Annotated in this window: 17 protein-coding genes; 4 read left to right on the top strand and 13 right to left on the bottom strand. The window is 44.7% G+C overall.

The window, feature by feature from the left end:
- Nucleotides 1–179: 179 nt before the first annotated feature.
- From OQJ75_RS16420 to OQJ75_RS16435, 4 genes are all read left to right on the top strand, one after another.
- A complete protein-coding gene (locus OQJ75_RS16420; protein WP_248374853.1) occupies nucleotides 180–728 on the top strand; it encodes a sigma-70 family RNA polymerase sigma factor in 549 nt (182 codons plus the stop codon).
- The gene (locus OQJ75_RS16425; RefSeq protein WP_265974070.1) at nucleotides 721–1,449 is read left to right on the top strand and encodes a DUF3379 domain-containing protein; all 729 of its coding nucleotides are present in this window, start codon (nucleotides 721–723) and stop codon (nucleotides 1,447–1,449) included. The genes OQJ75_RS16420 and OQJ75_RS16425 overlap by 8 nt, the downstream gene beginning before the upstream one ends.
- A 297-nt stretch (nucleotides 1,450–1,746) precedes the next feature.
- Nucleotides 1,747–2,982 (top strand): outer membrane protein transport protein, encoded by a 1,236-nt coding sequence (locus OQJ75_RS16430; RefSeq protein WP_171311947.1) that lies wholly within the window; start codon nucleotides 1,747–1,749, stop codon nucleotides 2,980–2,982.
- 303 nt (nucleotides 2,983–3,285) lie between these two features.
- Nucleotides 3,286–4,581, top strand: a complete 1,296-nt coding sequence (locus tag OQJ75_RS16435; RefSeq protein WP_265974071.1) for an outer membrane protein transport protein — start codon at nucleotides 3,286–3,288, stop codon at nucleotides 4,579–4,581.
- An 80-nt stretch (nucleotides 4,582–4,661) separates the two neighbouring features.
- Here OQJ75_RS16435 and OQJ75_RS16440 read toward each other — a convergent pair whose 3' ends face one another.
- The 13 genes from OQJ75_RS16440 to OQJ75_RS16500 form a co-directional block, all read right to left on the bottom strand.
- Nucleotides 4,662–5,447 carry a VacJ family lipoprotein gene (locus OQJ75_RS16440; RefSeq protein ID WP_265974072.1) on the bottom strand — a complete coding sequence of 262 codons (786 nt, stop codon included), beginning with the start codon at nucleotides 5,445–5,447 and terminating at the stop codon, nucleotides 4,662–4,664.
- A gap of 118 nt (nucleotides 5,448–5,565) precedes the next feature.
- Nucleotides 5,566–6,786, bottom strand: coding sequence for a c-type cytochrome biogenesis protein CcmI (ccmI, locus tag OQJ75_RS16445; RefSeq protein WP_265974073.1), 1,221 nt, complete (start codon nucleotides 6,784–6,786; stop codon nucleotides 5,566–5,568).
- The gene (locus OQJ75_RS16450; protein ID WP_265974074.1) at nucleotides 6,786–7,277 is read right to left on the bottom strand and encodes a cytochrome c-type biogenesis protein; all 492 of its coding nucleotides are present in this window, start codon (nucleotides 7,275–7,277) and stop codon (nucleotides 6,786–6,788) included. The genes ccmI and OQJ75_RS16450 overlap by 1 nt, the downstream gene beginning before the upstream one ends.
- Nucleotides 7,274–7,825 carry a DsbE family thiol:disulfide interchange protein gene (locus OQJ75_RS16455; protein WP_019824846.1) on the bottom strand — a complete coding sequence of 184 codons (552 nt, stop codon included), beginning with the start codon at nucleotides 7,823–7,825 and terminating at the stop codon, nucleotides 7,274–7,276. The genes OQJ75_RS16450 and OQJ75_RS16455 overlap by 4 nt, the downstream gene beginning before the upstream one ends.
- A gap of 5 nt (nucleotides 7,826–7,830) precedes the next feature.
- The gene (locus OQJ75_RS16460) at nucleotides 7,831–9,801 is read right to left on the bottom strand and encodes a heme lyase CcmF/NrfE family subunit (protein WP_248388037.1); all 1,971 of its coding nucleotides are present in this window, start codon (nucleotides 9,799–9,801) and stop codon (nucleotides 7,831–7,833) included.
- Entirely contained in the window at nucleotides 9,798–10,280 is a 483-nt protein-coding gene (gene ccmE, locus OQJ75_RS16465; protein ID WP_017064106.1) for a cytochrome c maturation protein CcmE, read from the bottom strand. Before ccmE ends, OQJ75_RS16460 begins: the two co-directional genes overlap by 4 nt.
- Entirely contained in the window at nucleotides 10,277–10,483 is a 207-nt protein-coding gene (gene ccmD, locus OQJ75_RS16470; protein WP_009848525.1) for a heme exporter protein CcmD, read from the bottom strand. Before ccmD ends, ccmE begins: the two co-directional genes overlap by 4 nt.
- Before the next feature lie 14 nt (nucleotides 10,484–10,497).
- A complete protein-coding gene (locus OQJ75_RS16475) occupies nucleotides 10,498–11,238 on the bottom strand; it encodes a heme ABC transporter permease (RefSeq protein WP_017064107.1) in 741 nt (246 codons plus the stop codon).
- Between the two features lie 148 nt (nucleotides 11,239–11,386).
- Complete coding sequence (ccmB, locus tag OQJ75_RS16480) at nucleotides 11,387–12,055, bottom strand: heme exporter protein CcmB (protein ID WP_017060658.1); 669 nt, start codon at nucleotides 12,053–12,055, stop codon at nucleotides 11,387–11,389.
- A 1-nt stretch (nucleotide 12,056) separates the two neighbouring features.
- Entirely contained in the window at nucleotides 12,057–12,674 is a 618-nt protein-coding gene (ccmA, locus tag OQJ75_RS16485) for a cytochrome c biogenesis heme-transporting ATPase CcmA (protein ID WP_102421315.1), read from the bottom strand.
- Between the two features lie 278 nt (nucleotides 12,675–12,952).
- On the bottom strand, nucleotides 12,953–13,465 hold the full coding sequence (locus OQJ75_RS16490; protein ID WP_265974075.1) for a DUF2802 domain-containing protein: 513 nt from the start codon (nucleotides 13,463–13,465) through the stop codon (nucleotides 12,953–12,955).
- Entirely contained in the window at nucleotides 13,465–13,959 is a 495-nt protein-coding gene (locus OQJ75_RS16495; RefSeq protein WP_017064109.1) for a chemotaxis protein CheW, read from the bottom strand. The genes OQJ75_RS16490 and OQJ75_RS16495 overlap by 1 nt, the downstream gene beginning before the upstream one ends.
- Nucleotides 13,960–14,013: 54 nt before the next feature.
- Nucleotides 14,014–14,973 (bottom strand): chemotaxis protein CheW (locus OQJ75_RS16500; RefSeq protein WP_266067238.1); only part of this gene is annotated, 960 nt, incomplete at its 5' end.

Below are 14,973 nucleotides of genomic sequence, written 5' to 3' on the forward strand. Positions count from 1 at the left end.
CTAGACGACAAGGTGTACTATAGCGAGTTCTAAGCCTTAGATTTTGAAGTAGATCAATTTTAATGTGATTTTACGATTTCCTGCCGATCGTTAGCTCTAAAAATATAAAAACGAAGCACAACGTATAGAGGACAGCTATACGCAGAGCAATTATGGAGGCTCGTGTGTCAATAATAAAAATGTTTGGAAAGAAAACAGCCAAGCGTCCGGTCAACTCTGATATGGACAAACAAAGAAAATACGAAGCACTCGTACGTGCCTATCATCGTGACCTCTTTCGCTACGCCTATTGGTTATGTAAAGACAAAAGCATTGCCGAAGACTTAGTTCAAGAAACTTGCCTTCGTGCATGGAAGTCACTCGATAGCCTTCAAGATGAAAAGGCCGCTAAATCTTGGCTGATTACCATCTTAAGACGCGAGAACGCTCGGCGTTTTGAACGCAAACAGTTTGATCTGGTTGATATCGACGACCACGGTAACGATGCTAGTGTCAGTGATGACCCGCACCATCAGCACCAATGGTTGCAAACCCAGATCATGAGACTTGAAATTGATTACCGTGAACCTCTCTTCTTGCAAGTGATTGGTGGTTTTAGTGGTGATGAGATTGCCGATATTCTCGATCTCAACAAAAACACGGTGATGACACGTTTATTCAGAGCTCGAAATCAGTTGAAAGAGCTGTTGGATACAGAAGAGGCAGAGAGGGGGCAACATAATGGATGATTTGGAATTTCGTCGTCGTGTATTGTCGGAACCTAAACAACGTACACAAGATATTGTTGATGCGGCCGCGAATAGCGAAGCCAATAGTAACTTCTTAGACGATGTACTAGCGCTTGATAAGCAGATCCATTCAGCGATGAATGTGGATGTGCCAGACGATCTTGCTGATCGTATTCTGTTCAATCAGACCTCAAGCGAAGAAAGCAAAGTAGTAAGGCCTACGTTTGCGAGACGTGCAATGGCAATGGCTGCCTCAGTGGCATTTGTTGCTGGGTTATTAGTTGGCCAAGTGAATTGGGGAAATGCATTGGTTTCACCCGCTCAAGCGAGTTTGGTTGATACCGCGATGAAGCATGTTGTTGATGAGAAGAGCTTTGTGAGCTCCATCGATGAACAGGTCACATCGCAGCAGATCAACGCAAAAATGAATCCATTTGCTTTTCAGTTTGATGATGCTTTCCCTTACCACGTTTATTACCTAAACCACTGTGGTTTTGGTAAATCCAACGCGGTACATATGGTCTTCCAAGGCGCAAAAGGCAAAGTAACACTGTTTTTAACCGGTATTCCGACAGACAAACCTATCGACTTTGATGAAGAAGGTATGTCTGGTTCAGTCACACCCGTAGATGGCAGCAGCTTAATCCTTGTGGGTGAAAATGGTGAGGATGTTTCCAAAATCGCCGAAAAGCTGACAAAAATGATCAAACCGATGAGCTAATTCGCTCTTAAAGCCCCGCTACAAAAGGCCCAGCAATTATACCACTGATATTGCTGGGCTTTATTTATAGATAATCCGCAAAACCATTCACACCCCCAATACCTCTAGAGTTAAAACTCTAAAAAATAGCATTTCGCACCATTTTCGTGCCAGATAGGCGTCATTTCCATAACTTTCCACTCAAATTTATCAATGGTCGGATTTGTATATCGTATACTTCCGAATAGGATCAGCCACCATTGAGCAATTGCTCAAATTAATCGCCCTGTAGAGGCGGATATATAAAGGAATAAATGAATGACTACCAACAACACGCGTCTGTTTAAAAAGTCTCTTTTAGCAGTAACAATCACACTGGCGTCTTCGCAAGCGATGGCAGCAGGTTTCCAACTTAACGCACAATCAGCTACCGGCATCGGCCGTGCTTTCGCTGGTGATGCAGTAATCGCAGATAACGCGTCAGTAATGGCACGTAACCCTGCAGCAATGGCACTTTTTGACAAAACTGAGCTTTCTCTTGGTTTTGAAAGCATCACTTCTATGATCGAAGTTAAGGACGCGACGTACACGGCACCAGGCTCGCCAGGTGTTAATGCGGATTACGATGACGTCGGCGATACTTCTATAGCTCCAAACATCCACCTTATCGTACCTGTAAATGACAAGTTTGCATGGGGTGTAAATGCATATTCGAACTTCGGTACAAAAACTGAATTCTCTGATGATTACGTAGCGAACGAGTATGGTGGTTTAACCGACATCATGAGTATCAACTTTGGTTTATCTGGCTCATACCGCCTAAATAACCAATGGAGCTTTGGTGCTGGTCTAGATCTAATTTACGGTCAAGGCACAATGAAACGTGGCGGCACTCCAGTTATTGGCGGCGGTGCAGTAGACCTTCTAGATATCGATAAAGCCGATGGTTGGGGTGTTGGCTTTAACGTCGGCACTGTATATGAACTAGATGAAAACAACCGTTTTGGTCTATCGTACCGTTACAGCCCAGAAATAACAGCTAAAGATGATAAAGGCCAAGAGATCACACTACCTTTACCAGACATGGCTGAATTCTCTGGTTACCACAGAATCGAAGATACCAAGTTTGCTGTTCACTACTCTGTTCAATGGATTGGCTGGGGCGCATTCGATAAAATCGATTTCGAAAATGTCAAGCTAGCTGGTAGCATACCGTACACTGAAAAAGCATACGAATGGCAGGACGGTTGGCACTACGCTATTGGTGGTACTTACTACCTAAATGACACTTGGACACTTCGTACGGGTTACATGTATGACACAAGCGCACAAGACAAGCTGACATCAATCTCAGTACCAGATTCTGACCGCCAATGGTTCTCTGCTGGTTTCACTTACCACATTGACACAGCTTCAAATGTAGACTTTGGCTTTACTTACCTATTGGGTGATGATGTGAAAGTTGATGAGACAAGCGTACCATTTGCGTCAGTTTCAGGTACAACACACGCTGATGCAATTCTACTAGGCCTGCAGTACAGCCGCAGCTTCTAATATAAGCTAAAGCTAGGTTAAAAATCCCCAAAGGGTCGCATTACGCGACCCTTTTTTGTTGCCTAAACCACTGGCCCGCATCGATTTAGGCTTACAGCTGTAGCCTGCAGAGGCAAAATATGCCTACAAGTGTACGCTCAAACTTCGCAACACAGCCGAAACATTCAGACTATTTACCTAATAATTAGTCACATTTACTCATTAAATCCCTAAAACACTGTTTTATTCGAATTTCATTTCTAAAGTAATAACTCTAAAAGTAGAATCACGCCACTAAATACTTATGATTCAGCGAACATAATAATGAAAATGAATAAGACTCTTCTATCTGCTGCAGTGGCAGTTGGACTACTTTCGACTTCTACCGTGACTCACGCGGCAGGTTTTCAACTAGCAGAATACTCAGCAACAGGCCTAGGCCGAGCATACGCTGGTGAAGCCGCGATCGCAGACAACGCTGGTTCACAGTGGCGTAACCCTGCTCTTCTTACTTACTTAGAAGGAACTCAGGTTTCTGTTGGCGCTATCTATGTTGATCCAAATATTGATATCGATGGAACTTCGACTTCAGTTGGTGGTGCTTCAACGACTCCATCAAATTCAAGTGATTTCGCTCACAGCGCAGTAATTCCAAACTTTTATGTTTCTCATAAGTACAATGAAAAATTCGCGTTGGGCTTCGCTGCAGGCACTAACTACGGTATGGAAACCGACCTAGGTAAAGATTTTGGCGGCGCAAACCACGGTAACGAAGCGAGCGTTATCAGTATGGAACTGAACCTAAACGCTGCATACCAAGTACTTGAAAGTCTGTCGATTGGTGGTGGTGTTCGATACATCATGGCTGAAGGTAGCTTTGGGGCCGTTGCTTCATCTACATTAGGTAGTGTAGAAAAAGGGGACACTCTTAAATACATGGAAGGCGATGATACAGCGTGGGGCTGGCAAGTAGGTACCGCTTGGCAAATCAATGAAAATAACCGCTTAGGCTTTACCTATAAGTCTGAAGTTGACCTCACTCTTAAAGGCCACGCAGAAGGTGCAGGCTTCGAACTTCCACAAGGCCAAAAAAGAAGTGGTTCAATGGAACTAGCGCTACCAGCGACTGCTGAGCTAGCGAGCTTCCACCAACTTACAGAAACAGTTGCTATACACGCGAGTATCAACTGGACAAATTGGAGCAGCTTCAAAGAACTTGTTGCTGATTTCCCAACGGAATCAGTGCCAATCAAAGAAGAAAACTGGGAAGACAACTACCGCTTTGCTATTGGTACCACTTACCAAATGACACCTAAGTTAGCTCTACGTTCTGGTATTGCATATGATACTTCAGCAGTAAGCGAAGAGCACCGTACTGCGACGATTCCAGAGACAGACCGTACTTGGTTAAGTATTGGTGCTGGATACCAGTGGTCTGAGCAACTAACGTTAGATGCTGGCTTCACTTACATTCTAGCGAAAGACGCTAAAATGCATGAGTCAGATCTTGGTACATTGCAACCATTTGAACCAGGTGCCGACTATTTTGGTGGAAGCTTCGAAGGCGAAGTGACAGGCAGTATTTGGCTAGTGGGTATTCAAGCGAACTACCGCTTCTAATCTTTTGATTTAATCTAAAGTCAGACGCATTAAAAAGGCTCGATGTTATTATCAACATCGAGCCTTTCTTTTATCTGCAATTAAAAATCTTCTAAATAGCCATCAAGGAAATCTTCTTCTTCAAGATCAACCTCATCAGGTTCTATCTCAGCTTTGAAATCACGACGTTGAATATAAACATCTCGCGTCAATGCATATGGGTCTGGCGAGTTATCCAACAAAGCTTCTTGTGACACTAACTGAGCACGTGTTTCCATGCCTTCAAATGCCCATTTACCTAAGCTCGTCCAGAAGTTCAAGAAAGATAAAGGAACATACAAGCCATCGACGGTTTCAGTCACTTCTCGCGTTGTTAACGGGCCATAACCCGGCACCATAAAGTACGGACCATTCCCTACCCCGTAGTGACCAATCGCATCAGAGAACGACTTATCGTCGTATTTGGTGATCCCCGCTTCGCTGGCAATATCGATTAAGCCTAACAAACCAATCGTTGAGTTAATCCAAAAACGGTTGAAATGATCGACAGCTCTCTCGCCATTACCCATGATCAGGTTGTTCACCATACTTGCAGGTTCGTCTAAGTTGGCTAAAAAGTTGGAGATACCAGAACGCACTGGCACAGGGGTGTAGTCAACATAAGCGAGGGAAACAGGGCGAACTAAATAAGGATCTAGATATTCGTAGTTGATATCCCACATCGCTCGGTTGAAGCCTTCAAAAGGATCATTCGGGTGGGACTCTTCGACGTATTCAGAGGTTTCGAGGTTATCATCGTCAACACTTTCGTCCGGCGCACTTGAACACCCAACCGTTAAGCTTGCGATAAAAAGTAAACTCGAGAGTCTTAAAACACTGGCAGACATATCACCTTTTCCATAAGGAATAATAAAAAAGGCCAGCAATCGCTGGCCTCAATTGTTTGGCTAAGTCTATACCGTTTATCTACAAATCGGAATAGCTAACACCTATGCAAAGTGATGATTAATATTGCTTATTGATATCAATGGTGACTGGAGCGCCCAATTCAACCACTTCACTTTCACCGTACCAATCGCCTTCGCGAGTTGAAACGTTGCCGTCTGTATCAAGCCTAGCTCTAACCATCAGAGTTTCAAGGCTAGACAGCTCTTGTCCTTCCAGCATGCTGTTGCCGTCATCTAGCACAACAGTACGAGGGAAAGTCCCTAGTGGGTAACGAGCGGCTGCGATAGGCATTGGAGAACCATCCGCTCTGTGTACTGACACAATTAACACTGAATTAGGGTCAGCGTTAACGTCAGCAGATAGATCGAGCGTTACAGCAACAGTCTTACCTTGGTCGACACCCATAGTGTCGCCCATTTTCTTCTGAGCACTTTCAATACTGCGCGAAAGCATTTCATAGCGACTGTCTTGTGGACCAATCATCTGTTGCATGATGCTCCAGTACTTCACAGCACCCGGGTAGTCTTGACGCTCAAACGCATCGAACGCTAGCAGTGAGAATACACGAAGGTCGACGTAATCGTTTTGAATCAAACGGCTCAAAATCAAACGAGCTTGGTTCTGATCGGCTTCATCAGGAGAAAGCATCAGTGCTTGCGCGAACCCTAACTGAACATCTTCATTCTTAGGTTCAAGCTTGTAAGCTCTTTCCATAGAATCTTTTGCTGTTTCAGCGTCGCGGTTAGCCAATGCAATACGACCTAGCAGCAACCAACCTGTTGAATCTTTTGGTTGATAATGCAGACGAGTACGAAGCGCTAGAGTCAAATCTTCCAGTTCATCATCCGTTAGTGCTCCACCTTCCGATGACATTAGCTTTTTAGACAATTCAGGAAGGTTCGAACTCACTTCTTGCCAGTGTTGAACTTTGTCCAATGCACCAAACTTAAAGTACATACCATAAGTCACAACGACGACAAGGATGATCGACGGTAAAACTACACCAAGCGTTGAGATTTGAGTCTTCTTCATCTCTTGCTGAGCAGGTACATCATCAAGTAGAGACTGTTTCAAATCAGCAATAAGCTCTTGTTGATTATCAACAAGGCCTTCTTCTGCTTCTACTTCTAACTCGACAAGACGGTCTTTATAGAATGCTTTGTTCAACTCGTCGCGAAGCATTTCGTCATTGTTTGCCTTCTTGTTAATAAAAGGCAGAACAATTAAGAAAATTGCCGCTAGCGAAAGGATAATGGTAGAAATCCAAAATAGAGTCATTACTTCTTATCTCCGTCGTTCTCTTCATCGAGTAACGCTTTTAAGCGAGCTTCTTTGTCTGCATCCCAGTCTTTATCTGACTCTACTGCTGTTTTTGATTTTGACTTTCTGCTTCGTAAAACAATCAAACCAAATCCAAACACAACAACCGCAAACGGACCAATCCAAAGAATTGATGTTGCTAGCGTCAGTGGCGGATTGTAAGTCACAAAGTTACCGTAGCGAGCAATCATGTAATCAATGATATCTTGCTTCGACTTGCCGTCTTTTGTCATCTCGTACACTTTTTGGCGTAAGTCGACCGCGAGTTCAGCGTTCGAATCACCAATCGTGTTGTTCTGACATTTAGGGCAACGCAACGTATTGCTCAACTCTTTGAACTGCTGTTCTTGATCCACAGTATCGAATTCATGAAATTCGATAGGCGCAGCAGCAACTGTCGCTGAGATTGCGAACGTAGCGAATAGCCTAATCAGTGCCTTTCTAATCATTTCGATTCCTCCAACAACTCTTGATACATCGGCTCAAGCGTCGATGCCCAGTTGGTTGGGTTCACGTCACCAACATGGCGGTAACGAACCACGCCGTTGGCATCAATTAAGAATGTCTCAGGAGCGCCATATACGCCAAGGTCAAGACCTAGCATACCGTTGCCATCAAACAGACTGATTAGGTACGGGTTACCCAGTTCTTTTAACCAACCAACTGCTTTGTTGCGGTCATCTTTGTAGTTAAGACCAATGATCTTAACGCCTTGAGCTGCGAGCTTATTCAGGTAAGAGTGCTCTGCATAACAAGTAGGACACCAAGTTGCCCATACGTTAAGAAGCAGTGGCTCACCTTTAAAGATCGCTTGATCATGAAACTTACCTGGTTGTTCTAAGTCTTCTAGACCGAACTCAGGAACAGGCTTACCAATCAATACCGATTCAAGCTTAGTCGGATCATCACCCGACTGGTTGCGCATTAATTGCGTTGCAAAGATTCCAGCTAGAACCATGAACGCAATCAATGGAATGAATAAAATCTTCTTGTTCATTCGAATTAAGCCTCCTGCTCTTCAGCCGACTTTTTTGTTGGCTTACGGAAACGGTAACGACGGTCACTGATAGCAATAGCACCACCAATCGACATAATCAAAGAACCTGCCCAGATCCAACGTACAAATGGTTTGTAGTAGATACGTACAGCCCAAGATTTGTTGTCGTCTAAACGTTCACCCATTGCGATGTAAAGGTCGCGTGTTACGCCACGGTCAATCGCTGCTTCTGTCATCATAGACTTAGCCGTAGTGTAGAAACGTTTTTCAGCGTGAAGCGTGTTGATGTATTTGCCTTCTTTAGTAATTTCAAAGTCAGCAATGTAACCATCGTAGTTAGGACCATCTTTGTCACGAACCCCTGTAAACAGGAAGCTGTATTCTTCAAGCTGGTAGCTTTCACCTGGCGCCAGACGAACATCACGTTCGATGCTGTAGTTTTGCACCATCGCGATACCAATCACTGTCACGGCTAAACCAATGTGACCACACATCATTGCCCAGTGGCTACGAGGTAGCTTAGTTAGACCTTTCAGGAATGTATGACGGTGAGTCGCACGTTCATGCAGCTCAAAGCCGTGCATGAAGATGATCCAGAACGCCATTACCCAACCAGCAAAAGCAGTACCACTGAAGCGGTCAGCCAATAGAGCAACCATTAGCGCACTCAAGCCAAGTGAGAATGCGCCTGAAATCATCATTGGTTTAACGAGCTTAGATAGGTTGTCACGTTTCCAACGGATCAGAGGACCGATACCCAGTAAGAACGAGAACGGGATCATTAACCAGAAGAACAACATATCAAAGAATGGTGCACCGATAGATACCGAGCCCAAGCCTAACTGTTTGTGAACTAATGGCAGTAACGTACCTACTAGCACAACCACGAGTGCTGCAATCAATAAGATATTGTTGCCAAGCAGGGCGTTTTCACGAGAAACCAGATCAAAGTTACCGCGAACACGAACTGATGCGCCTTTAATCGCGAACAACAACAGTGAACCACCAATAACAAAGACTAGGAAACCTAGAATAAACATACCACGAGCCGGATCCGACGCGAATGCGTGAACCGATACCAAGATGCCCGAACGAACTAGGAACGTACCTAGTAAGCTTAGTGAGAATGCAGAGATAGCCAGCAATACTGTCCAAGCTTTAAATGTGCCACGCTTTTCGGTTACTGCTAGTGAGTGCATCAGTGCAGTACCAGCTAACCAAGGCATAAATGAAGCGTTTTCTACTGGATCCCAGAACCACCAGCCACCCCAGCCAAGTTCGTAATAAGCCCACCATGAACCTAGTGCGATACCTACCGTTAGGAATAACCAAGCTGCGATTGTCCAAGGACGCGACCAACGAGCCCATGCCGTATCTAAACGACCGCTCATCAGAGAAGCGATTGCGAAAGAGAACGCAACAGAGAAACCTACATAACCCATGTAAAGCATTGGCGGGTGAATAATCAAACCCGGATCTTGCAGTAGTGGGTTCAAGTCACGGCCATCGACAGGGAAGAAAGGCAATGTACGTAGGAACGGGTTAGACGTTACGATAATGAACAGCAAGAAGCCGACAGTAATCAAACCCATGATAGCCAGTACGCGAGCCACAGACTCTTGAGGCATACCACGGCTAAACGTCGCTACTGCTACCGTCCAACCCGCTTGAATAAGAACCCAAAGCAGTAATGAACCTTCGTGAGCGCCCCAAACCGCCGTAATTCGGTAGTACCAAGGCAGTTGGCTATTCGAGTTACTTGCTACGTATTGAATCGTAAAATCATTGGTGTAGAACGCGTAACACAAGATAAAGAACGAAATCGCTAAGAATCCGAACATACCCCACGACAACGGTCGTGCGCTGTTCATCAATAATGTGTTATTTCGAGCGGCCCCATACAGTGGGAGCACGCTGAGCAGCAATGCAAGTCCCAAGGACAGGATCATCGCAAAATGGCCGATCTCGGCTATCATTGAGCATTTCCTTCTTTTTGTTCAGTCGTGTATTGCAAAGGCTCATGGGTTTTCTTCATTGCTTCCGCAACTTCAGAAGGCATGTACTCTTCATCGTGCTTTGCCAACACCTCAAACGCTTCGATTGTCGTTGCATTTTTAAGAACACCCTGAGCAACAATACCTTGGCCTTCACGGAAAAGATCAGGAAGGATGCCATCGTATAGAATGGTTACTTTAGGGCCTACATCTTGCAAATCAAAGCTTACACGTAGTGATTCATTGTCGCGGCTTACAGAGCCGACTACAACCATGCCACCAATACGCAGGCGTTGACCCACTTCGGGTTTCTTACCATCTTTGCCATTGACCAGCTCAGTTGGTGTGTAGAACAGATCCATGTTCTGGTTAAGTGCGTAAACCATCAATCCAACAGTTGCACTGATACCAAAAAAGATCGCTAAGACAATGCCCAGCCTCTTTTTACGTCTTGGGTTCATAGAGTGTTCTCCATATTTTTTGCTGCATCGATACGAGCTTGACGATCAATCTTAGCTTGTACTTCATTTAGTAATTGCTTACCACGACGAACGCTTACGACCAGTAAAATGATCATCGCGAGGAATGTGATTCCAAATGCACTCCAGACATACGAGGCATAACCTCCCATGGCAAAGAAATCACTCAAAGATTCAAAATACATAATTACCTACCCTACTACGCTTTTTCAGCCGCAAGCTTGCGAACCCATGGACGGTGACTTTCTTTACTGATGATTTCGTTACGGAAACGAACCATAGTCACAGCACCAAAGAAAAAGGCGAAGCCGAAGATGTTAAGAAGAAGCGGCCATAACATGTCACTTGAAATAGAAGGCTTGTCGAACTTAGTGATCGTCGCGCCTTGGTGAAGCGTGTTCCACCACTCTACTGAAAAGTGAATGATAGGTAGGTTGATGACACCAACGATAGCCAAAATGCCGGCCGCTTTCGCTGCTGTTTTTTGGTCGTCAAAAGCGTGGTGTAGTGCAATCACACCCAAGTATAGGAATAGAAGAATCAGCTCTGAGGTTAAACGCGCATCCCAAACCCACCAAGCACCCCACATTGGTTTACCCCAAACAGCGCCGGTTAGTAACGCAATGAAGGTAAATACAGCACCAATAGGTGCCATCGCCAGTGCAGCCATGTCTGATAGCCTTACCTGCCATACCAAACCGATAAAGGCAGCAATTGCCATCGACATGTAAACGCCCATAGACCAAATTGCAGACGGAACATGGATGTAGATGATACGGAAGCTATCGCCTTGTTGGTAATCAGAAGGCGCAAATGCAAGCCCCCACACGGTACCGACGGATAGACACAATAGCGCTAGGATCGAAAACCATGGCAAAAGTTTACCAGCAAGCTGATAAGAGGTTTCTGCTTTGGCATAGGGATGGAGCCATTTCCACATGTTGTAATCTCACTCTTACTTCATATTGCTTACAGCTATTAAAGCTATAATTATAATAATTTTATTTGTCTTGCTTTCAGTTTTATTGACTCTATGAGTCCAATCGACACGTTTGGTTCACATTGGCTATACGATAACGGAACCCCAATCAGTTCACACTCACTCTAAGTGCGGCACTGATCGCAAAAGGCGTCATAGTCATCGCACCCATTAACATTGCCCCAAGCACGGCCAATTGGCCGTTGTATGCAACGCCCAAAGCCGCAGCGTCAATCGCTGACGTCGCGAAGATCAAAATGGGGATGTAAAGCGGCAAGATTAACAGGCTTAACAGGACTCCGCCCTTCTGTAACCCAACGGTTAACGCAACACCAATCGCACCAATAAAACTCAGTGCGGGTGTTCCTACCAGCAAGGTCAACACAACTGAGAGCCATGTATCAAAATCTAAAGACAACAAAACAGCCAACAATGGGCTGATTAGAATCAATGGTAACCCGGTCAACAACCAGTGTGCTATGACCTTGGACAATACTACCAACTGCAACGGGATGGGCATCAGCATCATCTGCTCAAGGGCGCCATCTTGAAAATCATCGCGGAAAAGACGCTCTAAAGAGAGCAATGCAGAGAGCAAAGCGGCCACCCAAACAATACCTGCAGCAATGCGTGCAAGTAGATTTGGCTCAGGGCCAATACTCAAAGGGAATAGAGTTATAACAATGATAAAGAACCACAAAGGGTTAAAGATATCCGCTTGACGTCGAAACGCGATCAGCAGTTCGCGTCGGATAATCGTGGTCATTGAAGAGATCATATTACTCACCCAACTTTATTTTTCTTAGTTTCGGGCTATCAGCAAACATATCTTGGTGTGTGGTTAATAACACAATGCCACCGTTGTCTGCATGCTGAGAAAAAAGAGATTCGAGAACTTTCACGCCCTGCTTATCAATGGCAGTCAGCGGCTCATCGAGAATCCACAACATTTGCTTGCTCAACCAAAGGCGAGCCAACGCAACTCGGCGCTGTTGACCTGCTGAAAGTTGCCCTGCAGGTACATCTTCTCTACCCGCAAGCCCGACTTGAGCCAACGCGTGATAAAGATCGTCTTTGCTTGTACCACCACTGTGAATAGACTGGTAAAAGCTAAGGTTCTCATAAGCACTAAGCTCACGCTTTACGCCAGTTTGGTGACCAAGAAAAAGTAAATTTTGATGATAAACATCTCGACTCGATTCAATAGACTCACCGTCCCAAGAGATAGTGCCGTCATCGCGATCGCCTAAGCCAGTAATAATCCTAAGGAGTGTCGTTTTCCCGGTACCGTTACGACCTTCAACCTGAACCAGCTCACCGGGTTTCAATTGAAAAGACAACGATTCAAACAGAACCCTGTCGTCACGAATAGCAGTTAAATTTGAGACTTCTAGCATAGGTAAATTTAGTCGAGTAATGAGAGTGCTATAGTAGCACACCAATATGGTGACAAAACAGGACTAGGCGTTTTCGATAGTACAAAGTCGGTAAGAAACTGTTACCACTTCATCACAATTTACACATTTCCATCAACAATAAGGATATTGTCGTAGATACAAGCACTTAGAAACATCGTTCCATATAGTTCGAACCTGCAAAAAAAAAGAAGCCGAAGCTTCTTTTAAGAGGAATACGTAATAAACATCAATTGCTCAATACGAATTAAGCGCTCAATTTAACGACGTCGAGGCGGGTCTCTGCGATCGTGAGAGGCATCGAGTTGCTCATTGTACGATGAAGGGTTACTTCTTAACGAAGGGATTTTTTCCTTACCCGCGAGCTTATTCTGTAGAGACATCATCAGCTCAGCTTCTGCTTTAGGTAATTCACACTCTTCGATCAGTTCGTTTATCCCGGCACCAAGCTGAACCATTTTTGTTGCACGCGTGTACAAGCGTCCATCGGTATCAGCATGTTCCAACTCAACAATACGTTCATTCAAGTGCTTTATCAGATCTTGTTGTTCAGTCACTTTCTGGCCAAGGCCAACAACAACAGAGCGAACCTCAAGTAATTGCTTACTCGATTTTTGAAGCTCTTTGTCCAAGTTACGAACTTGTAGGCGTGACTGATCGAGCTGCTTTTGAATCGCACGTTTTACTTTGCTAATCAAAATCACGATGAATAACGTAAAAACCCCAACGCCTGATATCAGAGCGACAGGGCTTAACGGAAGCGCTTCAAACATTATAGGTGAGCCATCTCATCCCATTCGTCTTCGCTTAGTAGTTTGTTTAAATCTACTAAGATAAGTAGCTTGCCATCTCGGTTGCTTACACCTTGGATGAACTTAGCACTTTCATCAGTTCCAACACTTGGTGTTGTGTCGATTTCAGAAGAACGTAGGTAAACCACTTCAGCAACGCTATCTACAAGGATGCCAATTACTTGACGCTCAGATTCAATAACGATAATACGAGTGTTATCTGTGATTTCACCTTGCATCAAACCAAAACGAGAACGAGTGTCGATAACAGTAACAACGTTACCACGTAGGTTGATAATACCTAGAACGTAATCTGGAGCACCCGGTACTGGAGCAATTTCGCTGTAACGCAATACTTCACGTACTTGCATTACGTTGATGCCGTAAGTTTCTTCTTCTAGCTGGAATGTGACCCATTGAAGTACTTCATCATTCGTTTGCTCTTTTCTTACTTCAACTTCACTCATATGAGACATAGATAATCCTCTTGCCGTCGTTACCGACCACTATTATTAACTTGATGCTTATTACTAGCTTAATGCTTTGACATCTAGCCCTGCGTTTAGCATGGCGATTAATGCTTCAACATGAATCAAAGCACACATTTTTTCTTTTACTATACCAGCGAGCCATGGGCGTTTCCCTGCCATTTCTCGCCAACGTACTTTGCCTGTATTAAGTAGCTCGGTGCCTTTTAGCTCGGTGCCCGCAAGGCCCCACAAGCTCTCTCCAAGCATGACTATATATTGATAGTTTTCTTTGTATTCGTCACCTGATAGTTTCTCAGACATCACCCATTTTGCGGTGTCGACCACATCTAGCTGACTATCGCGGTTGGTTTGTAAACCTAAATACCAAGCTGGCTTACCAATGATATGACTTAACTCTTCGAGGCGATGGATACCGCCAAGCTCATCAAGTGGCACCGCAAAGGTCACGCCGTTTACATCAAAATACAAGACTTGAAAGTCTTCTGTGCGAACCGTACTTTCCCAAGAGGTAAACTGGTCAGCACCTCCGGATTGAGTTTCAGGTTCAATAACTGTTTCGACCTCAGGAACGTTAAGTTCGGACTCAGCAGCCTTAACTTCTACTTGTTCCGTCTCTACCGGTTCAGCTTGTAACTCGTTAATTTGCTGCGATTCAACGGGTGGCTCTGCAACAACTGATAAGTCGGGCTCTGGAAGATTCCAATCTTGAATCTCTGGCTCTTCAAACACTTGAACAGACTCAACCGCGGCATCAAACATTTGCATGTCTGCTTGCTGGGCGATTTTCTGAGTGTTTTGATCCATTAACTCATCGAGATTCAATTCATCAACTACATTGGTTGCCTCTAAGCGACTCAGTAGCTTTTGAACATCCTCAAGATTAGGCACTTCAAACTCAGCTGCGCGAATTTCCGCGTAGCTTGACTGATGACTCGAAAATTGGCGCTCTGGCTCTGGCTCTGGCTCTGGCTCTGGCTCTGGCTCTGGCTCTGGCTCTGG

The sequence above is a fragment of the Vibrio sp. 14G-20 genome (assembly GCF_026241515.1).
Taxonomy (GTDB): domain Bacteria; phylum Pseudomonadota; class Gammaproteobacteria; order Enterobacterales; family Vibrionaceae; genus Vibrio.